We start from the raw sequence: 22,444 nt of genomic DNA on the forward strand, positions 1-22,444 counted from the left end.
ACAAAAAGAGAACGAGAACATGCAAACACTCTCGCCGTTGAAATCCCCCCGTCCCGATACCTTGCGCTGGGCCATTTTCCTCGCCGTGCTGAGCCCCGGCACCGCTATGGCCCAAGGTGGCCTGCAAGCGGCACCAGGCCCAGGCGGCACACCCGTGATCAACAGCGGCCACGGCGTACCGGTCATCGACATCGTCGCCCCCAACGCCAATGGCCTGTCGCACAACCAGTTTCTCGACTACAACGTGGGTAGACCCGGTTTAGTGCTCAACAACGCCTTGCAAGCCGGCCAGTCGCAGCTGGCCGGTGCCCTGGCCGCCAATCCGCAGTTCCAGGGGCAGGCAGCCTCCACCATTCTCAACGAGGTCGTCAGCCGCAACGCATCGTTGATCGAAGGGCCGCAGGAAATCTTCGGCCGCCCGGCCGATTACATTCTGGCCAACCCCAACGGCATCACCCTCAACGGCGGCAGTTTCATCAACACCACCCGTGCAGGCTTCGTGGTCGGCACGCCCGAGATGCAAGCCGAGCAACTCCAGTACCTCGACACGCTCAGTGCCAGCGGCAGCTTGCAGGTGCTCGAAGGTGGGCAGAGCAACAGCGAAGGCGCGCTCGACCTGATCGCACCCCGCCTGAACAGCACGGGGCTGCTGCAGGCCAAGCAGGATCTGAACATCACCGTAGGCCGCCATCGGATCGACCACGGCAGTGGCCAGATCGTCGAGCACCTGCCTGCGCTGCCCTCGACCATCGACGCCAGCCTGTTCGGCGCCATGCGTGCCGGACGCATTCGTGTGGTGAGTACCGCCGAGGGCGCTGGAGTGCGCATGGGGGCGATGGAGGTCGAAGGCCGCGAGGGTATCGACATCCGCTCCGCTGGCGGGTTGCAGGTGAAGGGCGATGCCGAAAATCATGCCAAGCTGCGCAGCGAACAAGGCGCGCTGACGCTCAGCGCTGCCGACGACCTGAGCCTGAGCGCCGTCGACGGCCACGCCAGGCGCGTCGAGCTCAAGGCCGACAAGAAGCTGACCCTGGATGCCGAAACCCGGGAAACCATCGAGCGAAATCGCGACAAGTGGAACAAGAAGTTCCTGTTCGTCACCCGGGAAACCTACAACCGTGAGCGCACCACCACCAACAAGGCGCAGCACGGCACAACCCTGCACGGTCGCGACGGCATGGCCTTGCAGTCCGGGGACGACATGCAAATGGTGGCGGCCAACCTCAGCACCCCCAGCGACCTTGAGCTGAACAGTGGCGGCAATCTGAACATCGAAGCCGGTATCGACAGCCTGCGTATCCAGGAAAAGGTGCGCCATCGCAAGGACCTGTGGCGCGGAGACCGTGACTCGGACCTACTCGCCGAGAAGGCCAATGCCAGCGCCCTCGATGCCGGACGCATGACGGTCAAGGTTGCCGATACCCTCTGGGTCAACGGCAGCACCCTGCACAGCGGCGGCGACCAGACCATCAAGGCAAGGACCGTCGAGGTGCGGACCACAGCCTTGAAAGAACACGGCACCCAGCGCAATTACCGGGGCGATCTGGTATCCGGCACCTTCTTCGGCGACCGCAAAGGCAAGGACAGCCAAGGCCAGACCGTGGTCGGCAGCAGCATCACCAGCGACGGCGCCATGCAGGTGGTCGCCGATCAAGTCAGCCTCAAGGGCAGCCGTGTCATGGCCGAGGGCGATGCCGTGCTCTACAGCGAAAAAGGCCACCTGGCCATCGAAGCCGATCAGGGCAGCAGCACGTCCACCCAGCGCGATAGCAGCAGCAAGTTGTTCGATCTGCTCGGCAACAAGCACGAGAGCAAAACGCAAAGAGCCCAGGTGTTGATCAGTGACGTGTCGTCCACCACCAACCTGCGCCTGGCCAGCGCCGACGCATTGCGTGTGCGGGGCGCCAGGGTGGAGGCCGGCAAGCACCTGCAAGTCGAAGCAAAGGGCGACCTGCTGGTCGACAGTGCACAGTCCCGGGACCTCATCCAAACCTCGTCCCAGCAGCGCAGCTTCAGCGCCGATGCCAGGCAAACCCATGCGGCCCAGGACGGCAAGCCTGAATCGCGCCAGTACGCGGCCAGCGTGGGCTATGAAGTCGCCACGACGACCGGTGAACGCGTCGAGACCCGCCAGGTTGCCAGCGAACTCAAGGGCGCCTCGGTAACCCTCGACAGCGGCGCTCATCTGCAGGTCAATGGTTCGAAGGTTCAGGCCAGCGCGGGTGACCTAGGCCTGCACGGCAAACAGTTGACCCTGGGCGTCACACGCAACGACACGCAAGAAACCACCCGTACTCAGCAGAGCGGTGGCGGCCTGACCGTGACCGGCGGCATCGACCGGCTCGGCAGTGCGTTCGATGGCCACCACGACACCCACACGGTCACCGCGCTCGACAGCAAAGTGCAACGCAGCGAACTCCAGGCCAGCGGCGACGTGAAGATCGACACGGGCGAACTGGCCAACGAAGCGGCACGCGTCGAGGCCGGTAAAACCCTGCAGGTCGTCGCCACGCACATCGACAACCGCGCCCCGGAAAACATCGAACAGCGTGAGGAAGTCACCGACAACTGGCGTGGCAGCCTGGGGGCCAGCGTGGAGTACCGTGATCTCACCCGCCCGATCGAGCGCCTGATACTGGGCGAGGAGGCTCAGCGCTTCCAGCAAGCTTCGCCCGAAGATGCCATGGCAGCGCCCAGCGTGGGTGCCGACCTGACGCTGGAGCACATCAAGCGCCTGGAAAACCAGCGCCGTGGCTATGCCCAGGTCAGCGAGTTGTCCGGCAGCGCGGTGACCAGCAAGGCTGACATCATCGAAGACCAAGGCACCGCGTGGCGAGCCAACGCCGGCGCCTTGCAGATCGACGCCGACCGGCATCACCTGCGGGCAGCCGAAAACACTCAGCAGACCACTGTGCAGCGGCTGGCCTATGGCGGCGACCTGCGCGTGGACAGCACCACCGGCAGCGACCTGAACATGCGTGCCTCTGGCAAAGGCGGTTCACTGGACAAGCTGGAAGTCGCCAACACAGCGGTGCCCGGCAGCCTCTATGGCCAACAAGGCATCCAGGTACAGTTGGGTAGCGACGGCCGCTACGAAGGCACACGCTTCGATGGCGGTGACGGCCATGTCCTCGTTCGCAGTGGCGGCGACCTGGCCCTGACCCAGGCGACCAACCACAGCAAACAGTCGTCGCGCCAGCTTGATGGCAACGCCTGGGCCAAGGGCGGCAACCGCCCGGACAGCACCGGAGGCGAGACCCGCGGCTACCTCGACCACGTCCAGAAAAACAGCGAGCAAACCAAGGCACAGGTCGCACAGGTCGATGCCAAAGGCGAAGTACGCCTGAGCAGCGCGGGCGACCTGTTGCTCGAAGGCACCCGCATCGGCGACCGCACCGCCAAGGTAGGCGATACCTATCTGGACAGCGGCGGCCGTTTGCAGGTCAAGGCCGCCAGCGATACCCAACAGGCCAGTGGCGCCAACCTGGGCGGCGGCATGGAACTGGCGGCCAAGACGGGCGCTACACAGAGCGGCGCCCTCGGTGGCCACTTCAGCAACGGCAGGGTGGACGAGAACGCCAGCCAGGCGGTCGATGCGCAGATCGCCAGCGGCGGAAAACTGAGCGTGACCAGCCGCGCCCGCGACAACCTCGCTGCGCACTTGCAAGGGCTGCAGGTTTCCGCCGAACAGATTGCGCTGAACGCAAGCAACGGCGGCCTGCGGATCGAAGCGTCGAAGGATATCGAGCGCCGCAACAACCTGGACATCACTGCAGGTGCCGGTTTCAGCATGGCCACGGGCGCGACCGATACCCGCGGCCTGCATGGCCGCGTCAAGGTCGACCTGGACAAGCGCGACAACCAGACCTGGAACGCCAATACCCTGCGCGCCGGGCACATCAGCCTGGCAAGCCTCGGCGACACACAGCTGGAAGGCACCAGCCTGGAAGCCGAGCGCATCACCGGCGATGTCGGCGGTGACCTGAAGCTGGCCAGTCTCAAGGACCGCGTCGATACCCTGACAATCAATGCCGATGCGCGATTGAGCCAGGAAAAGAACCCGCAGGGCTACGTCAATGCCGCCAGTTCGCTGGCCGGGCCATTGGGAGGGAACGTCGCGAAGAAAGCCGGCCCGGCCTTGAGCAAGGCGGAACCCGGCTTCTCGCCAACCTTCAGTCTCGACCTCACCCACGCGCAGCGTGACAGCGTCGCTCACCCGACAGCGCTCAAAGGCAGCGAAGGTATCGACCTGAACGTCGCAGGCGAAGCGCAGTTGATGGGCGCGCGGTTGCAGTCGGCCAAAGGCGATGTCGCACTGCGTGCCCAAGCCGTAACCCGTGAAACCCTGAGCGGCAGCGATTATCGCCGTGACGTGTCGATCGACGCCTCCAACTCGCCAGTCGACCTGGGTACCGCCGTGGCCCAGCTGACCAAAGGCAAGGGGGCGGCCGATGGCGAGAATGCGCTCGACCTGGGCTTGCTGCGCACCAGCGGCTACAACCGCAACCAGGCGTGGGCATCGAGCGTACAGGGCAAGCGTGATTGACTGGACCGGGCGGGTGGGGCGTCGTCGCCCTGCCCGCCTACCACCTCAAGCGACGCTGACCTGAAGTCGCCTGTGCCTCCATCCATTGCGCGCCACGCAGCACGGGCGTCAAGGCGGCATCGGGCTGCATCTGGAATCGGACCTGCGCCGTTCGCTGCATCAGGTCGGCATCCAGGTTCACCTGGTGCTGCCCCTGCAGCGCCAGGTGTCCCAGCAGATGCCAGCCCGCCCGGCAATCCAGCTCGATCGAGCCTTGCCCCAACGCCAATGACCAGGGTGCGCTCACCGCCACATCCACTGCCTGCAGGCGCCCAGCCGAACCCTGGCAGTTCAGCCCCGAGCCTTGCGCCGTCAGCGTGCCTTGCCATTGCCCCGCCAGGCGATAGTCCGCCTGCGCAGTCGCTTGCGCACCTGTCGCCTGCACCTGCAAGCGCCAGCGCCATGGCCAACCTTCGGCACGTAACTGCCAGGCCTGGCCTTGGTAACCCAGCTCGCCGATTGCTACCAGACGCCATGGTTGCAAGGTCCATCGCAACGGACCGACCGCCCCCCAATGTTGCGCCTGTCCGTGCCACAGCGTTCCGCTGACGCCGCCAAGCGCGGCCCCCGAGGCGCGCGCCACCCAACTGGCGGGTAATTCCACCAGCACGGTCAGCCCGAACACCAGTGCCATCCACAACAATCCGCGTCGGCTCATGGCTGCACCAACAGGTCGAACCGCAAGCGCCCGGCGTCCTGCTCCAGCCCCCACTGCAGCGGCTGCACGCCCTCTGCCTGGAGAGTCTGCAACCAGCCCTGAAGATGCTGCGCATCTGCGACCTGGCCGCGCACCTGCCAGCGCTCGCCTTGCGGCTCGACCTGGCTGATGTCGATGCGCGCCACCAGGGCCGACTGATGCAAACGCTCAAGGCTCAACGCCGGCCCTCCAGGCAAACGGCCAGCCGTTTGCGCCAGTTCGCGCCATTGCCCCAGCTCACGCCAAAGGCTCAGCCCTTCACGGGTAACCAGCACCGCCACCAGCAGCCCGATCAGGCACCCTGCGAGCACGCCCCGCTTGCGCTGCAACCCGTACAGGTTCATACCGCATCCCCCAGGTCGAAGGTCACTTGCCACTGCAGCGCCGGCGTCCCGCCTTGAACCTCGACTCGCGCACCGGCCGTCTCGGCCATTTCACGCCAGGGCGGCGCAACGCCATCACCCTCCAGGCGCAGGTACCAACGCTGGCCGTCGAAGCGCAGCGCTTGCAGCCGCCACTGGGGGTGCTCACGCAGCCAACCCTGCAGACATGCTTGCAGCTCGTCGAGCTGGCGTAAGCGCAGCTGCTGCTGTACCTGGCCTTCCCGCAGGCGCTTGAGCGCCTGGGCAGCCTGGCGAGGGCTGGCATGCTCGCCGGCAACCGCCGCCACCTCGGCACGCCAGACCTGGGCTTGGTGCCACTGCTGGGTCAGGCACACCCCGCCCCACGTACACGCTAACAGCAGGCAGGCGACCAGCAGACCGCGCTGTTGCCGCGACACGCCAGGCAACTTGCATGCCCCACCGCGCTGCTCGAACACACGAGGCAATTGCGCCAGCGACGCCAAGGGCGTCGGCCATGGGCCTTCCATGAATTGTCTGCGCAGGCTTGACCAAGGGTGTTCTGGCAGCTCGCCCAGTCCATCGGGCCAGGCCAGCCACAGCTCGTTCGCCTCGGCCGTCATGCCCTTGAACAGCGTCAGGCCCGACGATCTTCGCCACTGCCAGGCAGCACCTGGTTCAGGCATCGGCATCAACTGGAACTCGGCCCAACAGTGCTCGGCCTGCAGCCCCCACTCGGCACACTGCTCGCGCCAGCCCGCCAGGGCCTGGCGCGCCACCACCAACAACTGCAGTTGCCCGGGTGGGGCGCAGAGGCGCGCGCACACGACATCCTCCGGGTGCTCAAGCAAGCGATCTTCCAGAAGCATCGGCCACTCCTCGCGCTTGAGCCGCGGCGGTGCCGCCACTTGGAACTGGCTGCAATGCTGCGCGGGGATGATCAGCACAACCTGAACATCCTCCTGCACCGGCGGCTTACCTACCCCTTCTGTTGTCGCGCCCCTCGTGTCGATCAGCATCCAGTCCCAGACGATGCCCGGCCGCAGCAACAAGCGGGGCCGATTCGCTGTCCGTCGACGCCACTCAAGCATCATGACCGCCCCCAAGGGAGAACGAAGGTGCAGACATAGGGTGCTCCATCACGCTGCAGTTCCAAGCGCACGCCGCGACCTGGGTGCGCCGGTTGATCGGAAGGCCAGGCCAGCCAACGGCCACCCTGGTGGTAAAGAATGTTCATCGCGCTGACCCGCTCCAGTTGCTCACGCAATACCCAATGGGGCGCGCCAGCGGCGTACAGGTCGGCAGAGCTTTCCAGTAACACGCGCTGTTGGCGGACATCGAAACGCAGACGCTGGCGCTGAAGCCGTGAACCCCCTTCGGCTTCTGGTATGGCGGCAGCAGCCACCCACAGCAGTTGCTGGCGGTCGGGCTGCCAATCGAGCCACCGGCTGGCCAGTGGCAGACGTTGTTCATGGACACGGCGCAGCACCGGGCTGTCGAAACGCCGCTCCAGGGCCAGGCAAAAGTCCAGCACACTGGTTTCCTGGGTCGTCGACTGCAGCCGTTCGCGCACCTTCAGCCAGCCATTGACCAGCGCCGAAAGCATGACGCCCAGTAGCGCGGTCAGGGCCAGTGCGACCAACAGTTCGATCAGGGTCAGGCCCGCCTGGCGCCGCTTCATTGGGTCACTCCCATGGTCGCTTTCATAGCCTGATCTCCGCCAAGCCAGCGCCTACAGAACAGCTGATCGCGGGCATCAGGGGCGCTCCAGAAATACGCTGAACTGGCCCAGCGCAAGGCGCTGGTCGCGGTCGGCGTAAAGCTGCAACTCACCCCGGCGCAAGTCGCGCACACCGGTGCCACGCAACTGCAATTGCCAATGACAGGCTTGCCCGCCCTGGCTCAGCACGCCGCCAACCTGGTTAGCGGTCGGCCAAAACTGCTCGACGGTGAAGCGCGCTTGCAGCTCCCGGGCGCAGAGCAGTCCCAGGCGGTGGTGTTGCACGCTATCCTGAACGGCCAGGCGCTGGCGCAAGACCTGGCTGGTGATGACCGCCAGCACGGCGGCAATCGCCAGGGCGACGGTGACTTCCAGCAAGGTGAAGCCCTGTTGCCTGTGCTTCATGGCGCCGCCGCTACCCGCAAACGGCCATCGCGGCTCCAGTCCCAGCGCTGGCTGCCCTCGGCCCAATGCCAGCGCACACTGCCCGGCTGCGCCCAGCCTTGGGCCGTGAACAGCACGCGAGGTTGCGCGCTGGCCGGCCAGTCAGGGCGCAAGCCCTTGGGCCAAGGGTCGAAGGTGACCGGTTCGACGACCCAACGTGCCCCCTCCCTGCGGACGAACTGTGGATGCTGGCCGGTCCAGCGCAACCCGCGCAGTTGTCCGGTGTGGCGTGCCAACGCAGCCTGTGCGCGGGTCTCGACGGCCAGGCGCTGCAACGCCTGGTCGACATTCGCCCCACCGCTCTCGAGTGAGGCGACGGCAAGCCCGGTCATCAACCCGGCGATGGCCAGTACCACCAGCAGCTCAAGCAAGCTGAAACCGCGCTGGTCCGTCATGGGCTACAGCTCCCAGTTGCCCAGGTCGGCATCCTGCCCTTCACCGCCGGCCATGCCGTCGGCCCCCAGCGAATACACATCGACCCGACCATGCTCGCCCGGCATGCGGTACTGGTAAGGCGTGCCCCAAGGGTCCTGCGGTAAGCGACGCACGTAACCATCGCTGCGCCAGGCCCGTGGCAGCGGCTCCTGCGCAGGCTTTTTCACCAGAGCGGCCAAGCCCTGCTCGTTGCTGGGAAAGCGCAGGTTGTCCAGGCGATACATGTCCAGGGCCTGTTCCAGGGTGGCCAGGTCGGCCATGACCTTCTGGCGCATGGCCTTGTCCTGGTTGCCCAGTACGCTGGGCGCGACCACGGCGATCAACAGGCCGATGATGAAGATCACCACCATGATTTCCATCAGGGTGAAACCGCTCTGGCGGGTGCGTCGTTGCTGCATGTCGGTACTCCTTGTGTTCACAGTTGCAGGCCCTGGTTCAGTTGCATGATCGGCAGCAGGACCGCCAGCACGATGAACAGCACCACCGCGCCCATCACCAGGATCATCAGGGGTTCGAAAAGCGCCATGGCCGTATCCACCTGGCGGGCGAAGCCCCGCTCCTGGTCGTCGGCCACGCGTTCGAGCATGTCGGACAGGGTGCCGCTGGCTTCGCCGCTGCCCACCATGTTCACCAGCAGCGGCGGGAATTGCTGACTGGCGTCCAGGGCGCGATGCAGGCTGGTGCCGCCCTGCACTTGCAGGCGCACCTGCTCCATGGCCAGGCGGATACGCCGGTTGCCGACGGTTTCGGTGGCCACCTGCAAGGCTTCGAGCAATGCCACGCCACTGCCGCTGAGAATCGCCAGGCTGCGCGCCAGCCGCGCGCTTTCCAGCACCTGCAGCAGGGTGCCGATGCGCGGGAGGCGCAGCAGCAGCTCATCGCGGCGCAGGCACCAGTACGGCTTGCGCAGCAGCCAGCCAGAGAGGCCCGTGAGCAGCAGTGCCAATGCCAGCAACCAGGGACCGGCCTGCACCAAGCCCTGGCTCAGCCCGATCAACAGCGAGGTGATCAGGGGCAGGCCTTGCCCGGCATGGGCGAACTGCTCGGTGAGTTTGGGCACCACGAACGTCATGAGCCCGACCACCACCGCCAGCGACACGCCCATCAGCACGACGGGGTAGATCAGCGCGGTGCGCGCCTTGTGCTGTTGCCTTTGGACTTGCTCCAGATGATCTGCCAGACGTGTGAGCACCTGGGCCAGGCGCCCGGAACGCTCGCCGGCCTCGACCAGCGCACAATAGAGCCCAGAGAATGGCGCCCCTTGACGGGCAAGGCTGCGAGCCAACCCCAGGCCCTCGGCCAGCGAGCCTCGCAAGGCCACCAGCACGCTGTGCAACTGCGGTTCGCGCAGTTGGCGCTCAAGCGTGGCCAGGGCATCGACCAACGGGATACCAGCGCCTGTGAGCGTGGCCAGTTGACGGGTCAGCTCACACAACTGCGCACGGCTCAGCCGCTGTCGACGAGACGTGCGCCCCCCGCCCTTGGCACCGGACAATCGACGGGCGAACAGCCCTTGCTCGCGCAGTAGCTGGCGGGCATGGCGCTCACTGTCGGCTTGCAGGCTAGCCGTGTGGGTTTTGCCGGTTAGATCGACGGCATGATAGCGGTAGGTCGGCATGGCTCAGCCCTGCACCACGCGCAGCACTTCGGCCAGGCTAGTCTGGCCGCTTGCCAGGCAATCGCTGGCCATGGCCAGCAGGCTCTGGCGTCGTGGGGCGAGGTAATCGTGCATGGCGACTTCACTGGCACCGTCATACAGCAAGCCGATCAGGCCTGCATCCAGTTCGACGAACTCGTACAGGCCAATGCGTCCGACATAGCCGCTACCCTGGCAATCCGCACAGCCTACCGGGTGGTAGCTGTTGCCCAGCGTCGCCAGTTCCGGCCACATCTCGCGTTCGGCCACTTGCAGAGGATGCGCCACCGCACAATGGCATAGCCGGCGCACCAGGCGCTGGGCCAGCACGCCACGCAGGCATGAAGCGATCAGGAACGGCTCGATGCCCATGTCGCGCAAGCGCGTCACGGCACCTACCGCACTGTTGGTGTGCAGGGTCGACAGCACCAAGTGGCCGGTGAGGCTGGCCTGAACGGCGATCTGCGCGGTTTCCTGGTCGCGGATTTCCCCCAGCATGATCACGTCCGGATCCTGACGCAGGATGGCCCGAAGGCCATTGGCGAAGGTCAGCCCGGCTCGTGGGTTGATAGCGGTCTGGCCGATGCCGGTAATGGCGTACTCCACCGGGTCCTCGACGGTAAGGATATTGCGGCTGCCATCGTTGAGGCCATTGAGGCTGGCATACAGGGTGGTGGTCTTGCCTGAACCGGTCGGCCCGGTGGACAGCACGATGCCATTGGGCCGCGCCAGACAGGCGCGCAGGCCTTGCAGCACGGCGGCCGGCATACCCAGGTTGTCCAGCGCCAGCAGGCTGGCCTGCTTGTCGAGTACACGCATCACCACCCGCTCGCCATGGATGCCAGGCAGGGTCGAGACACGCACATCCACTTCACGCCCGGCAGCGCGCAAGGTGATGCGCCCGTCCTGCGGCTGGCGCTTCTCGGCGATGTCCAGGCGCGCCATGACCTTGATCCGCGATACCAGCATCGCTGACAGCGCCCGAGGTGGGCGCAGCACCTCGCGCAAGTGGCCATCGACCCGCAGGCGCACCACCAGGCTCTGCTCGAAGGTTTCGATGTGGATGTCCGAAGCGCGCAGGCGCAAGGCCTGGCCGAACAGCCCGTTGATCAGGCGAATGACCGGGGCTTCGTCGTCACTTTCGAGCAAGTCCTCGATGCGCGGCATGTCGCTGATCAGGCTGTCCAGGTCGACCTGCTCGCCTATGCCTTCTATCAATGCTTCGTTGGCCCCTTCGCCCGCCTGGTACAGCTGGCCAAGGCGCGCATCGAAAGCATCTGGCGCCAGGTATTGGAGTGCACTGGGCTGGCCGTGGACGCGCAGCAGTTCCTGCAACTGGCAGCTGTCGGCCCCGTGGCGCAGCCAGAGTTGCCAGCCACTTTCGGCAGGCGCGATGGCGAGCCCCGCGTGACGCGCCAGGCGGTAGGGCAGCATCACCAGTCACCGCCTTCGAGGCGTGCCCGGCTGGCGGGGAACGCCTGCATCAACGGCGTAGCGCTCTGAGCGCCGGCAAGGCCGGGCAGGTTCAGCGGCGTGGTCTGCTGCAAGGTGCGGTATTTGTCTTCGCTCAAGCCAGCCAGGCTGGGGCCGTCGCGCAGGATGCGCGGGCGGATGAACACCATCAGGTTCTGCTTGGTGTTCTTGCTGGCATCGGAGCGGAACAACCGGCCAAGGCCCGGGATGTCCCCCAGAAATGGCACGCGTTGGTCACTGGTGCTCAGCTCATCGCTGATCAGGCCGCCCAGGATCACCAGGCCGTTGTCCTCGACCATCACCTTGGTCTTGATCTCACGCTTGTTGGTGATCACATCGCTGGCGGTGGTGGAGTCGGCGATGGACGAAACCTCCTGGACGATATCCAGGCGCACGCTGTTGTCGATGTTGATCTGCGGTTTGATCCGCAGCTTCACCCCGACTTCCTTGCGCTCGATGGTCTGGTAGGGGTTGGCGTTGTTCTGGGTGACGGAGCCGGTGACGAACGGCACTTCCTGACCGACCAGGATCGACGCTTCGGCGTTGTCCAGGGTCAGCAGGGTCGGTGTAGACAGCAGGTTGAAGCCGCTCTTGCCTTTGAGGGCGTTGATCAGCATGGCGAAATTGAAGCCACCGCCGATATGGCCGATGCCCGCCGTGGCCCCCGTGGTGGCCGACAGCAGATCGCCAAGTGCCTCGTTGTCGCCACTGGCCGCCGCGCCGGCAATGTTGGCAATGTTCACCCCGTTGCTGCCGAAGTTGACGATACCGGCGCCGAACTTTTCATCCGCGAACAGCCATTGCACACCCAGTTCCTGGGCGCGGCTGTCGGAAACCTCGGCGATGATCGCCTCGACGACCACCTGGGCGCGACGGATGTCCAACTGCTCGACGATCGTGCGATAGGCCGCCAACGCGCTGTCGGGCCCCACCATCACCACCGCGTTGGTACCTTCTTCGTACTCCAGGCGGATGCCCAGGTCGTTGGCCGGTGCCAAGCGCTTGTCCTTGCCCTCCTCTTCGCCTTCGCCGGGCACCGCGCCGTCCTGACTCAGCCCGCGCAACACCTTCACCACCTCGCCGGCGTTGGCATGGCGCAGGTAGATCACCTGGGTATTGCTGCTGTGCTGGTTGTCACTGGGGCGGTCGAGCTGCTTGAGCAGGGCACGCACACGGTCTGTGCTGCCGCGTACCAGAAGCGCATTGCTGCGAGGGTCGGCGACCACTTGGGTACTGTCGCCACCCTGCTCCCGGGCCAACAGACGAGTCAGCAACGGCGCGGTGTCGGTAGCGCTGGCATGCTGCAGGGGCATGACCTGCAACGGTTCGTCGCTGACCTGGTCGAGCTGACGTAGCAGGCTGTCGATGCGTTCTAGATTGCTGCGCCAGTCCGTGACCACCAGCAGGTTAGCCGCCGGATAAGGCGTAATGACCCCGACCCGAGGGTCGATCAGCGGCTTGAGGATGCCGAGCATCTGCTCGCTGGCGGCGTTGCGTACATTGAATACCCGCGTGGCCACACCATCGCTGCCTTCACCTGGTTGGCCGGCGGACTCCACCGGCACCGGCTCCAGGCGCGCAGCCTGGTCGGGTACGATCTTCACACTGCCATTGGGCAGGTCGACGGCGGCGTACCCCTGTGCGCGCAACTGCGCCAGGAAGATATCGTAGATGGCATCGGCATCGTGACGGTCGACGGTGCGGACCGTGACCTTGCCCTTGACCCGTGGATCGACGATGAAGGTAGTGCCGGTGATACGCGACACGCTGTCGATGAACTCGCCCAATTCGGTATCGACGAAATTCACCTCATACCGCGGTGTGCCATCCTCCTCGAACACCTCGGGTTCCTCGGCCCACGCAAGCGTCAGCGCCAGGCTCATCGTCGCGGCAACGCAGTATCTAACGAGCATCTTTCATCCTTGCCGCTTGAAGCCGGCCACGGCGGGGCGTGGCGGCCAGGGCAGGCGTTCACGCCGCCCCTGGTTGTCGAAAATCAGGCCATCGGCGTCGATGTCCTGCAACACGATCCCCGGCGCCAGGCGCTGGCCTCGCCCGAGCGTGCGCACCTGCTGGCCGAAGCGCAGCACCACCACACTGGCGGACAGTGGCTGGGCCTTGAGGCCACCGAGGTACTGCAGCGGCAGACGCGTGATGGCGATGGCACCGTCGTTGCCTGACGCCGACCAGTGACCGACCATCAGCCCAGGCAGCGGTGTGTCGCCGGCGGCAGGCGGGCTGGCCGGTTGCGGCGAGCGCCCCAGTTGCAGCAGGCATTGGGCGGCGAGCCAGGCGGCCAGCGTCAGGCAACTGCCGGTCACTAGCCTGGCGCCCAGGCTCACGAGGCCACCTGCCGTGGGTGCCAGCCGGGGTGTCCCTGCACATAACGCACTTCAGGCAACTGAAGCGGCGCCAGCTGCCAGCCTGTCGGCTGGTCCGCCAGCCAGGCCTCGACCCGCTGCCACAGTGGTTCGCCGGCCTGGGCGTCGAACTGCAAGCCGAAGGTGCGACACACCCCCTGGACCGGATCCAGGCCGGTGATGCGCTTGCCCTGCGGGCTGTAGCTGACGCGCCATGGCTGGCCCTGCCAGCGCGGCAGGTCCTGGCTGTTGTCCAGCAGCAATGGGTCGCCGAACAGTTGCTCGGCGGCGTTTTCCAGCACGTGTTCGACCTGGCGCGCTGGCGCTTCGACCACCGGGGCCGGATAGCTGCCGGTGAGGCTGATCAGATGCTCACGGGTGATGGCATCGCCCATTGCCACGGGGTAGTCGTAGCGCAGACCGGGCAACAGCACTGGCATGCTGCCGTCATCCGCCAAGGCCTGGTGCAGCAGTTGGTCCCAACTGCCAGCGCGGGTATCGCGGCGCCATAGCGCTTGCGGCGCGCGGGCCAACGGTTGGTCAAGCCAGGCCGCATGACCTGCGCGCTGCTGGCGCAACTGGCCTTGCAACTGGCCTGCGCGCCGTTGCGCCGCGGGTGAAAGCTGGTACGCGAACGCAGGGAAAAAATGCGCATCGAACTGCCATTGTCCAGCTACCTGCTGGCAACGCAGCCGAAATGCCCCACTGCCACGACAACCGGCGAAGAGCACCGGCACCTGGCGACCGCTGGCCTGGGTCACCGGCACGGGTGCGGGCCACAGGTCCTGACCTCGGGCGCACAACACGACGTCAACTTCCTTGACACGCTCGGCCAGCCACAAACCCGGCCCGGTACCGACATCGGCCAGGGCCACCACCAGGTCGGCCTCGCGTCGGGCCTGTTCGAAGGCCGGGCTCAGCGAGTGGTACCACTGCTTCAATGAGGCTTTCTGGTCCTGGGCGTAGGGGTCGGTGACGCCTACCACGGCGATGCGTACACCGCCGCGTTCGAACAGGTGCAGCGCCTCCAGCCCCAAGGCCTGGCGTTGCTCGCCAGCAAGCCCGGCGCCGAGGGTAACGGAGGAAGACTGACGATACAGGCCGGCGCAACGCTGCGGCCAGAGCACGCGCTCATCGCTGCTGACCCGCACCTCACTGCCCAGCAGTTGACTGCCTTGCAGGCCGCTCTCGCCCTGGGTCAGGTAGGCCAGGCCACTGCCATTCCAGCCCTGGCCGTTTTCCAGGGTCAGGCTATTCCCCGAACCGGCTTGCGCGCGCAACTGCTCAAGCAAGGCGCCCAGCACCGCGTAGCCTCCCAACTGAGCGGCTGACGCCTGGCTGGCATCGAGCAGTGGTGCAAGTTGCGGGTGAGCGACGCTGGCACTGGCGCCAGTCATCCAGGGTGCGCGGCCCAGATGGCTGACTGGCCCCAACCGCGTGGCCGGCACCACGGCCGGGCCCGGCTGGCGTGCATCGAGGGTATCGGCTATGTACAACAAATCGAGGCTGGCGTCCTCGCGACGCGAGCCGGGCAGTGCGGAACAGGCGCCGAGTAGCGGTGCCAGTGCACCGATCCCCATCCAGCTGATTACTTCACGCCTGTGCATGCTGCCTGCCGTCCCTATCCACGTTCCTGTTGGGCCCTGGATGTTGCGGCGTTCGCGTGACAGTTTAATGGCAGAAATCCGACAGCAATTCCAAATTGATCTTTGTGAACGCTCGGTAAGAACGGGTAGTTTTAAAAACCCCTTAACATTTCTGCCAATCAATCATCACACTTGCGCTCTAAAGTCGCGCTTTCCTCCAACTCAGCCAATTTAAGGACACCCTGATGAGTCGAGAAAGCGGCGATAACCTGGATCGCAACCTGAGCGGTAACCTGCCGATGGCCAGCGTCATGGATGCTTACCTGAGCCGTCGCAGCGTGATGCGCGGCAGCCTCGGCGCGGCCATTGCCATGATCGCCGGGGCCGGCCTGACGGGCTGCTTCGACAGTGGTGGCGGCTCGGACGACGATGCAGCCTCCAAGCCTCCGGTTACCGACCCGCAGCCGCCCGCACTGGCACTGGGCTTCCAGTCCATTCCAGGTTCGCGCACCGACGCCTGCGTCGTCGCCGCCGGTTACAGCGCCTACGTGCTAGCCCCCTGGGGCACGCCGCTCAACAGCAATGGCAATCCGTGGAAGTCCGACGGCAGCAACACCTCGACCGACCAGGCCAACGCCATGGGCATGCACCATGACGGCATGCACTTCTTCCCCATCAACGGCAGCTCCGAAGATGGCCTGCTGGCGATCAACTTCGAATACATCGACACCGCCGCCCTGCACCCCGCCGGCCCGACCACCGATGGCAGCGGCAACCGCCCAGTGGAAGAGGTGCGCAAGGAGATCAACGCCCACGGCGCTGGCGTGGTGCGCCTGCAGAAAGTCAGTGGCCGCTGGCAGGTGGTCGACAACGACCCGCTCAACCGCCGCTTCACCACCGCCTCGCAAATGGACATCGCAGGCCCCCTGCGCGGCACCGACCATGTGAAGACCAAGTTCTCGCCGGACGGCACCCAGTGCCGAGGCACCAACAACAATTGCGGCAACGGCTACACCCCATGGGGCACCTACCTCACCTGTGAAGAGAACTGGCCCGGCATCTTCGTCAACAAGGGCACTCGCCCGGCCGACCAGGCGCGCATCGGCGTGGGTACGTCCAACGGACAGTACAAATGGGAAACCGCAGCGGGCGACGCCAGCGAGGTGGACGATGAGTTCGCCCGCTTCGACGTCACCGTCAAAGGCGCCAGCGCCACCGACGACTACCGCAACGAAGCCAGCACCTACGGCTACATCGTCGAGATCGACCCGTACGACAGCTCCACCCAGGCCACCAAGCGCACGGCCCTGGGACGCTTGCGCCATGAAGGGTGCTGCCCTGGCCTGCCGGTGGCCGGCAAGCCGCTGGTCTGGTACATGGGTGACGACTCCAACAACGAATACGTGTACAAGTTCGTGTCCGATGCCGTGTGGTATGCCGCCGACGCCACCCCGGCCAATCGCCTGGCCACCGGTGCCAAGTACATGGACCAGGGCAAGCTCTACGTGGCGCGCTTCAATGCCGACGGCACCGGCGTCTGGCTGCTGCTCGACGTCACCACCGCCACCACGGGCGGCAGCACCCTGGGGGCGCTGTATGGCGACCTGCCGGGCATCCTCCTCAACACCCGTGGCGCGGGCGATGCCGTGGGCGCCACGCCGATGGACCGCCCGGAGTGGACCACGGTCAACCCGCTCAATGGCGATGTCTACCTGACCCTGACCAACAACAGCGCGCGCACCGCCGACAAGGTCGACGCGGCCAACCCGCGCGGCCCGAACCGCCATGGCCATATCATCCGCTGGCACGACAGCGACGATCATTTGAGCTTCACCTGGGACATCTTCGTGTTCGGCGCCAACGCCGCAGGTACCGCTGACATCAACCGCTCGGGCCTGACCGAACTCAACCAGTTCGCAAGCCCCGACGGCATGAGCTTCGATAGCCGTGGCGTGCTGTGGTTCGAGACCGACAATGGTGAGTCGACCGTGACCGACTACACCAACGACCAATTGCTGGCGGTGATCCCCACCAACCTGGTCGATGCCAGCGGCAAGCAGGTCCCAGTCAATGCCCAGAACCAGGTGGACCTGCGCCGCTTCTTCGTCGGTCCGAATGGTTGCGAAGTGACGGGGATCGCCTTCACTCCGGACAACAAGACAATGTTCGTGAACATTCAGCACCCCGAGAACTGGCCGTACACCGACAGGGCTACCGATGCCACGCCAGCAGGCAGCACGGTGCGGCCACGCGCCTCGACGGTGGTGATCCAGCGCGATGATGGCGGGGAAATCGGCACCGCCTGACGTACTCGGCGGCGGGGTCGGCACTGAGGCCGGCCCCATGGCTCACCAGGCCATCGGCGCGCGACTCCGCACTCGCACCTGCTGCGCCGGTACCCGCGCATGCCACTGCACCACTCCCAGCGCCTCCAGCTGAAACTCGCTGCGCATCACCCGCCCCTGCTCCTCGAACGACAACTGCAACAGGAAATGCCCGCTGTTGAGCAGCAAGCCTTCACTGAGTGTCTCGAAGGTCTGGTCATCCACCGCGCCAAGCGCCTGGCGCAACGCTGCGGCATCCGCATAGCCGGACGTTGGTCGGCCACTGACGATGCGACTTAGCAGCGAGCGCGGGTAATGTCCCTCGTACAGCGCATCGAGCAACGGCAGATGCTCCAACCCCAAGGCATTGGCGTTGAGGCGCCAGCCCGTGGTCTGTGGCAAGGCGCAGAGCATCGGCAATTGGCCCTGACGTGAAGCATCGGGCTCCAGCAACAGGTTCAACTCGCTGGTGTCGAGCATGGGTTGGTTCGCTGCCAGGCGTGGCGGTTGCTGGCGCAGGTACTGGGCACTCTCGGCGCCCTGCAGGCGGGCGTCACTGTCGCTGTCGAGCCAGTCGGCCAAGGCATCGACCAGGCGTTCGGCCGCCATGTCGTCCCCCAGCAGGAAGCGCAACTGGCGCTCGGCCCGTTCGCCGTCTGCCCCAAGCAGCGCGTTGACGTTGAAACAGGTGTGCTGGTCGCTGACGCGCAGTTGCGCCTTGCCGGCGCCGAAATCATACGTCAGTGGTTGTCCGCGCAATGCCTGCCAGAACAGCGGGCTTTGACGCCAGGCTGGGTCGCGCAATGCCTGTTCGGCATAGGCCAACCCCGCCTGCTCCATGGCTCGCACCTGCACACGCTGATGCAACAGGCGAACCTCGTCGACCTGGCGTCGGCCATCCTCCACCATCCAGGCCATGCCTGCAGCGAGCATCGCCAGCACCACCATCACCATCAGCAGCGCTGCCCCCCGCTGTCGCCTGCCACCCATCCCTCACCGCCTTGCTGGTCACTGAAAGCGCCAGTCAACACCCAGGGTGTTGCAGTCAGATGGCAATCAAGGGGCGGTCATGTTCATGTCATCTGCACCGGGCAGGATTACCTTTCCTTTTCATGACCTTACAGGAGTGGTCGCACATGGGTGGCATTGGAATCTGGCAACTGGTCATCGTTCTGCTGATCGTGTTTCTGTTGTTCGGCACCAAACGCCTCAAAGGCCTGGGCAGCGACGTCGGCGAGGCGATCCAGGGCTTTCGCAAATCCATGGGCGGCGATGGGGATGCCAACGCCAACCCGCAGCCGCCACAGCCCGCGCCGCTGACGACTCAGCAAGCACAGTCGGATCGACAGGCCTGATGTTCGAGGTTGGTTTCAGCGAACTGCTGCTGGTAGGTGTCATCGCCTTGCTGGTACTGGGCCCGGAACGTTTGCCGGTGGCGGCACGTACCCTGGGGCGTGGCCTCGGCCAGGCACGCCGGGCCATGAACGCACTGCGCACGCAGATGGAGCGCGAGATCGACATGCCGAACCTGGACAGCGCACCGTTGCAACGTCTTGAGCAGGATATACGCCGAGGCATCAGCCTCAACACGGCGCCGGCCAACGATGCAGACACCGCCAGCCTACCGAAGGAGAATGCTTCATGAGCGTTGCCATGGACCCGGCAACGGGGATGCCGCTGACCGAACATCTGCGCGAACTGCGCAAGCGCCTGGTGCGCTGCCTGCTGGTGATCGCCGTGGTATTCGCCGGCCTGTTTCCCTTCGCCCAAACTCTCTACACGCTGATCTCCGAGCCGCTGCGGCGCTTTCTACCCGAAGGCGCGAGCATGATCGCCACCAGCGTGACCTCACCGTTCCTGACGCCGTTCAAGCTGACGGCCCTGTGCGCGCTGTTCGTCGCCATGCCGCTGCTGCTGCACCAGGCCTGGGGCTTTTTGGCCCCTGGCCTGTACCGCCGCGAACGGCGAATTGCCCTGCCGCTGCTGGTGTCGAGCATCGTGCTGTTCTATGCCGGCATGGCGTTCGCGTTCTTCTTGGTGTTTCCGATGATGTTCGGCTTTTTTGCCAGCGTGACACCTGAAGGCGTGGCGATGATGACCGACATCAGTCAGTACCTGGACTTCATCATGGCGTTGTTCCTGGCGTTCGGTTTGGCGTTCGAGATTCCGGTGGCGACGTTCATCGTGATCTGGACGGGGCTGGCCGATGTGGCCAGGTTACGGCGCAGCCGACCCTACGTGATCGTCGGCTGTTTTGTGGTGGGGATGATTCTGACGCCGCCTGACGTGTTTTCGCAGACGATGTTGGCGGTACCGATGTGGGTGCTGTTCGAACTGGGGCTGGTGGCGAGCACGCTGGTCGGCGCGCACCCGCCCCCTGGAATGCAGGCCGATGCGACCGGTGAGGAAAACCTCTCCCTCAGGTAAGGCTGCTCGGTTCATCCGGGTAATCCAGGCCACCAGACTGGGCGTTCCATTCTGTACGGAAAGACGCCCATGCCCATTGAAACCAACGTCAACAGCCCAACCCTGGAAAGCACCTATGAGCTGGGCCGACTCGATGCCTTGGCCTGGCACACCGACAAAGCGCTCTTCGTCACGCTGCTGATGTCAGTGTTTGGTACCGACCTGCCAGTCGCTACCTATTTGAAACTGCGGGCAGCCTTGCATGAGGGCAACATCGCCAACCCGAGCTATCGGATCGATGCCCAGGAAAGCACCCTTGCCCGCTATGACGGCGCCAGCCGTACGATTGTCGTAGCGATTTCCGCGATCGCGCAGGCACGCGACGAAGCCTTCATGAGTGTCAATCTGTTCAACGCCATGACCAGGGCGTTCGGCGAATACCTGCGCAGCGTGATACGCCGAGACATCGACGAACGTGCACAGGAACGCTCACCTGAGTCCCAGGCCGAGACAGCGCACGACGTCGGCACCGATTACGCCGCCATGATGTTCTTCTACGGTGCCAGCGCAACCGACCACACCGTGTACGCCAACTACGCGGGTGAAGACTTGCGCCTGACGATGCCTACCCTGGAGCCGCTCCCTCAAACCGCAGCGTTCGTCGCAGGTAACGGCCACGACAAGGCTGGCTCTTTCGGTCACGAGGCCTTGGAAAGGGGCTTGGCATCCGTGGGGTTCACTGACGAAGAACGTCGGAGCATCTACTTCGGCAACTGGTTGCGCGATCACTCACAGTTGCTGGACCCCAAAATCGTGCGTAAACCGGACGAACCGAAGAACTTTCCGTCAACATTGTCGCGAGCCGCGCTGACCAAGCTGGTCGACTTGTTGGCACTCAAGGAATTTCACGACCTGCAGGACACCCCAGCCGGCCGCCGCGCCTACACCGTGGATGAGGAAAAGCTTGGGGTATACCGGCCTTCCGAGCATATCGACAATCCGCTGAACCCGGCCAGCGACAGCATCGACCCTCAGGCCATCGATCCGGACTTCGAGCCGTTGGTAAAGGCTGACGACCCACTGCTGCGGGTCCATCCGGCGCGCTCCATTTCGAACTACGTCGACCATGCCGCCCGCTACATGTACAACAAGCTGATCGACGCCATGAACGCGGGTAACACGATCGAGGGCCGACGCTATTTCGGCGAAGCGCTGCATGTGCTCGAAGACTATTTCTCTCACTCCAACTTCGTCGAACTGTGCCTGCGCAAAAAGGGCCATGAGGTTCTGCCCTGGACCACGGAAACAGACTGCAAGCATGGCTTGCCGATCGTCACGGGCATGTTTGGTGGTCTGGACGTGATCGCCAGCATCGCCGAGCCGCTGGGCCAGATCTTTTTCGAGACGAAAGCGCTCGATTTCAAACGCACCAAACCGGGGGACCGCAGTGACGCAGAGCAGGCCCTGCTGATCCTGCTGGCCGAACATCCTACCGATGTGCCGCTCTCCTGGCTGAAAACCTACCTGGAATTGCGCGACAAGGCAGCGGCGGCGCCCTTGTTCGGCTTATTCGAAGCCGGACGGTGGATCACTCAACTGCCGCTGACGCTGCTGCAAAATGCAATCAACTCCACGATGCAGGGCATGCTGAACTGGGTTGCGGACAGCGTCGACGAATACCAGACGTTGTCCGGGCATAACCCCAATGAGAAGCCTGGCTTGCACCCGACACATTCACAACTGGCCAAGGATCACGACACCCACCCGTTTCATGAACTGGCAGCCTATCTGGCCACTTACGCGGTAGAGCAGGTGGGCCGCTCGATGTATGAATTCTGGCAGGGCAACACCGAGCGAGACCCGGCTAGCGTGGCCATGAATTTCATTCTGCACCCTGATGCCGACAATTGGCATGAGGACATCGTGGCGGCATGGGAGGCGAAAGACCCGGATGGATCGCGGAACAAGATTCAAGCGGGCAGCCGCCTGGAAGACCTGGTGCAACTGCAGGCGCAACTCGAGAGAGAGGAAAAGGACAGGGTGAGAGTGCTGGGAGAGCAGTACCGCAACGCACCCAACACCGTCTCGGAAATTATCAGCAGCGCTTTCCCGTTCGGTTAAGCGCTCAAAACTGTTCGAGCCGCCAGACCTCGTAGGCTGGCGTCTCGTAAGGGTGACTCTGCTTGAGCGCGGCGACGACCTGAGCGATCAGGTCGTCGTCCACGACCAGCTCCACCTTCCACTCCTCCACCACTTCGACCTGGCCGGTTTGCCCCAGGAACGGCTGGCTACCGTCCAATGGGCGGAACTGGCCCTGGCCAAGTGTTTGCCAGGCGCAGTGGTCGTAGTCGCCAATGCGTCCGCCACCCTCGGCGAACACGGCGGCCTTGACCACTTCGAGGTGGCTGGCGGGGACGAAGAAGGCGAGCTTGTACAC

General features: G+C 64.9%; 20 protein-coding genes. 6 read left to right on the forward strand and 14 right to left on the reverse strand.

What is annotated here, in order from left to right; all coding sequences use genetic code 11:
• Window positions 1-19: 19 nt before the first annotated feature.
• Window positions 20-4,546 (forward strand): hemagglutinin repeat-containing protein, encoded by a 4,527-nt coding sequence (locus P3R38_RS19620; RefSeq protein ID WP_277686520.1) that lies wholly within the window; start codon window positions 20-22, stop codon window positions 4,544-4,546.
• A gap of 37 nt (window positions 4,547-4,583) precedes the next feature.
• On the opposite strand, the gene gspN is transcribed toward P3R38_RS19620, so the two are convergent.
• The 12 genes from gspN to P3R38_RS19680 form a co-directional block, all read right to left on the reverse strand.
• Window positions 4,584-5,243, reverse strand: a complete 660-nt coding sequence (gene gspN / locus P3R38_RS19625; RefSeq protein WP_027906555.1) for a type II secretion system protein N — start codon at window positions 5,241-5,243, stop codon at window positions 4,584-4,586.
• On the reverse strand, window positions 5,240-5,626 hold the full coding sequence (gene gspM / locus P3R38_RS19630; RefSeq protein WP_027906556.1) for a type II secretion system protein GspM: 387 nt from the start codon (window positions 5,624-5,626) through the stop codon (window positions 5,240-5,242). The genes gspN and gspM overlap by 4 nt, the downstream gene beginning before the upstream one ends.
• Complete coding sequence (locus P3R38_RS19635) at window positions 5,623-6,717, reverse strand: GspL/Epsl periplasmic domain-containing protein (protein WP_277686521.1); 1,095 nt, start codon at window positions 6,715-6,717, stop codon at window positions 5,623-5,625. The genes gspM and P3R38_RS19635 overlap by 4 nt, the downstream gene beginning before the upstream one ends.
• Window positions 6,714-7,304 carry a prepilin-type N-terminal cleavage/methylation domain-containing protein gene (locus P3R38_RS19640; RefSeq protein ID WP_027906558.1) on the reverse strand — a complete coding sequence of 197 codons (591 nt, stop codon included), beginning with the start codon at window positions 7,302-7,304 and terminating at the stop codon, window positions 6,714-6,716. The genes P3R38_RS19635 and P3R38_RS19640 overlap by 4 nt, the downstream gene beginning before the upstream one ends.
• A gap of 75 nt (window positions 7,305-7,379) precedes the next feature.
• Window positions 7,380-7,748 carry a type II secretion system protein GspI gene (locus P3R38_RS19645; RefSeq protein ID WP_277686522.1) on the reverse strand — a complete coding sequence of 123 codons (369 nt, stop codon included), beginning with the start codon at window positions 7,746-7,748 and terminating at the stop codon, window positions 7,380-7,382.
• Window positions 7,745-8,182, reverse strand: coding sequence for a type II secretion system minor pseudopilin GspH (gspH, locus tag P3R38_RS19650; protein WP_023382060.1), 438 nt, complete (start codon window positions 8,180-8,182; stop codon window positions 7,745-7,747). The genes P3R38_RS19645 and gspH overlap by 4 nt, the downstream gene beginning before the upstream one ends.
• Window positions 8,183-8,185: 3 nt before the next feature.
• Window positions 8,186-8,620: a type II secretion system major pseudopilin GspG gene (gene gspG / locus P3R38_RS19655; RefSeq protein WP_023382061.1), complete on the reverse strand. Its 435-nt coding sequence runs from the start codon at window positions 8,618-8,620 to the stop codon at window positions 8,186-8,188.
• Window positions 8,621-8,637: 17 nt separating this feature from the next.
• Window positions 8,638-9,840: a type II secretion system inner membrane protein GspF gene (gene gspF, locus P3R38_RS19660; protein ID WP_104883356.1), complete on the reverse strand. Its 1,203-nt coding sequence runs from the start codon at window positions 9,838-9,840 to the stop codon at window positions 8,638-8,640.
• Window positions 9,841-9,843: 3 nt separating this feature from the next.
• Window positions 9,844-11,292, reverse strand: coding sequence for an ATPase, T2SS/T4P/T4SS family (locus tag P3R38_RS19665; protein WP_027906559.1), 1,449 nt, complete (start codon window positions 11,290-11,292; stop codon window positions 9,844-9,846).
• Window positions 11,292-13,244, reverse strand: coding sequence for a type II secretion system secretin GspD (gene gspD / locus P3R38_RS19670; protein ID WP_027906560.1), 1,953 nt, complete (start codon window positions 13,242-13,244; stop codon window positions 11,292-11,294). Before gspD ends, P3R38_RS19665 begins: the two co-directional genes overlap by 1 nt.
• 3 nt (window positions 13,245-13,247) lie before the next feature.
• Window positions 13,248-13,673, reverse strand: coding sequence for a pilus assembly protein PilZ (locus tag P3R38_RS19675; RefSeq protein ID WP_186598461.1), 426 nt, complete (start codon window positions 13,671-13,673; stop codon window positions 13,248-13,250).
• Window positions 13,670-15,298, reverse strand: coding sequence for a lipoprotein UxpA (locus P3R38_RS19680; RefSeq protein ID WP_104883354.1), 1,629 nt, complete (start codon window positions 15,296-15,298; stop codon window positions 13,670-13,672). The genes P3R38_RS19675 and P3R38_RS19680 overlap by 4 nt, the downstream gene beginning before the upstream one ends.
• 224 nt (window positions 15,299-15,522) lie before the next feature.
• Here P3R38_RS19680 and P3R38_RS19685 point away from each other — a divergent pair, with 224 nt between their 5' ends.
• The gene (locus P3R38_RS19685; protein WP_277686523.1) at window positions 15,523-17,583 is read left to right on the forward strand and encodes a PhoX family phosphatase; all 2,061 of its coding nucleotides are present in this window, start codon (window positions 15,523-15,525) and stop codon (window positions 17,581-17,583) included.
• Window positions 17,584-17,625: 42 nt separating this feature from the next.
• Here P3R38_RS19685 and gspK read toward each other — a convergent pair whose 3' ends face one another.
• Window positions 17,626-18,591 carry a type II secretion system minor pseudopilin GspK gene (gene gspK, locus P3R38_RS19690; protein WP_023382068.1) on the reverse strand — a complete coding sequence of 322 codons (966 nt, stop codon included), beginning with the start codon at window positions 18,589-18,591 and terminating at the stop codon, window positions 17,626-17,628.
• A gap of 146 nt (window positions 18,592-18,737) precedes the next feature.
• Between gspK and tatA the strand changes: the two genes are divergently transcribed.
• The 4 genes from tatA to P3R38_RS19710 all read left to right on the forward strand — a co-directional run bounded on the left by tatA (window position 18,738) and on the right by P3R38_RS19710 (window position 22,128).
• Window positions 18,738-18,956 (forward strand): twin-arginine translocase TatA/TatE family subunit, encoded by a 219-nt coding sequence (tatA, locus tag P3R38_RS19695; protein ID WP_023382069.1) that lies wholly within the window; start codon window positions 18,738-18,740, stop codon window positions 18,954-18,956.
• Window positions 18,956-19,246 carry a Sec-independent protein translocase protein TatB gene (tatB, locus tag P3R38_RS19700; RefSeq protein WP_104881328.1) on the forward strand — a complete coding sequence of 97 codons (291 nt, stop codon included), beginning with the start codon at window positions 18,956-18,958 and terminating at the stop codon, window positions 19,244-19,246. The genes tatA and tatB overlap by 1 nt, the downstream gene beginning before the upstream one ends.
• Entirely contained in the window at window positions 19,243-20,028 is a 786-nt protein-coding gene (tatC, locus tag P3R38_RS19705) for a twin-arginine translocase subunit TatC (protein WP_023382071.1), read from the forward strand. The genes tatB and tatC overlap by 4 nt, the downstream gene beginning before the upstream one ends.
• Window positions 20,029-20,097: 69 nt before the next feature.
• Window positions 20,098-22,128, forward strand: coding sequence for an HET-C-related protein (locus P3R38_RS19710; protein WP_277686524.1), 2,031 nt, complete (start codon window positions 20,098-20,100; stop codon window positions 22,126-22,128).
• A 4-nt stretch (window positions 22,129-22,132) separates the two neighbouring features.
• On the opposite strand, the gene P3R38_RS19715 is transcribed toward P3R38_RS19710, so the two are convergent.
• A complete protein-coding gene (locus P3R38_RS19715) occupies window positions 22,133-22,444 on the reverse strand; it encodes a hypothetical protein (RefSeq protein ID WP_023382073.1) in 312 nt (103 codons plus the stop codon).

The sequence above is a fragment of the Pseudomonas sp. NyZ480 genome (assembly GCF_029537255.1).
GTDB lineage: Bacteria > Pseudomonadota > Gammaproteobacteria > Pseudomonadales > Pseudomonadaceae > Aquipseudomonas > Aquipseudomonas taiwanensis.

What these genes read in the sequence shown, in the direction of transcription:
- P3R38_RS19620 (WP_277686520.1), top strand. Translation starts at nt 20, where the DNA reads ATGCAAACACTCTCGCCGTTGAAATCCCCCCGTCCCGATACCTTGCGC.
- gspN (WP_027906555.1), bottom strand. Translation starts at nt 5,243, where the DNA reads ATGAGCCGACGCGGATTGTTGTGGATGGCACTGGTGTTCGGGCTGACC.
- gspM (WP_027906556.1), bottom strand. Translation starts at nt 5,626, where the DNA reads ATGAACCTGTACGGGTTGCAGCGCAAGCGGGGCGTGCTCGCAGGGTGC.
- P3R38_RS19635 (WP_277686521.1), bottom strand. Translation starts at nt 6,717, where the DNA reads ATGATGCTTGAGTGGCGTCGACGGACAGCGAATCGGCCCCGCTTGTTG.
- P3R38_RS19640 (WP_027906558.1), bottom strand. Translation starts at nt 7,304, where the DNA reads ATGAAGCGGCGCCAGGCGGGCCTGACCCTGATCGAACTGTTGGTCGCA.
- P3R38_RS19645 (WP_277686522.1), bottom strand. Translation starts at nt 7,748, where the DNA reads ATGAAGCACAGGCAACAGGGCTTCACCTTGCTGGAAGTCACCGTCGCC.
- gspH (WP_023382060.1), bottom strand. Translation starts at nt 8,182, where the DNA reads ATGACGGACCAGCGCGGTTTCAGCTTGCTTGAGCTGCTGGTGGTACTG.
- gspG (WP_023382061.1), bottom strand. Translation starts at nt 8,620, where the DNA reads ATGCAGCAACGACGCACCCGCCAGAGCGGTTTCACCCTGATGGAAATC.
- gspF (WP_104883356.1), bottom strand. Translation starts at nt 9,840, where the DNA reads ATGCCGACCTACCGCTATCATGCCGTCGATCTAACCGGCAAAACCCAC.
- P3R38_RS19665 (WP_027906559.1), bottom strand. Translation starts at nt 11,292, where the DNA reads ATGCTGCCCTACCGCCTGGCGCGTCACGCGGGGCTCGCCATCGCGCCT.
- gspD (WP_027906560.1), bottom strand. Translation starts at nt 13,244, where the DNA reads ATGCTCGTTAGATACTGCGTTGCCGCGACGATGAGCCTGGCGCTGACG.
- P3R38_RS19680 (WP_104883354.1), bottom strand. Translation starts at nt 15,298, where the DNA reads ATGCACAGGCGTGAAGTAATCAGCTGGATGGGGATCGGTGCACTGGCA.
- P3R38_RS19685 (WP_277686523.1), top strand. Translation starts at nt 15,523, where the DNA reads ATGAGTCGAGAAAGCGGCGATAACCTGGATCGCAACCTGAGCGGTAAC.
- gspK (WP_023382068.1), bottom strand. Translation starts at nt 18,591, where the DNA reads ATGGGTGGCAGGCGACAGCGGGGGGCAGCGCTGCTGATGGTGATGGTG.
- tatA (WP_023382069.1), top strand. Translation starts at nt 18,738, where the DNA reads ATGGGTGGCATTGGAATCTGGCAACTGGTCATCGTTCTGCTGATCGTG.
- tatB (WP_104881328.1), top strand. Translation starts at nt 18,956, where the DNA reads ATGTTCGAGGTTGGTTTCAGCGAACTGCTGCTGGTAGGTGTCATCGCC.
- tatC (WP_023382071.1), top strand. Translation starts at nt 19,243, where the DNA reads ATGAGCGTTGCCATGGACCCGGCAACGGGGATGCCGCTGACCGAACAT.
- P3R38_RS19710 (WP_277686524.1), top strand. Translation starts at nt 20,098, where the DNA reads ATGCCCATTGAAACCAACGTCAACAGCCCAACCCTGGAAAGCACCTAT.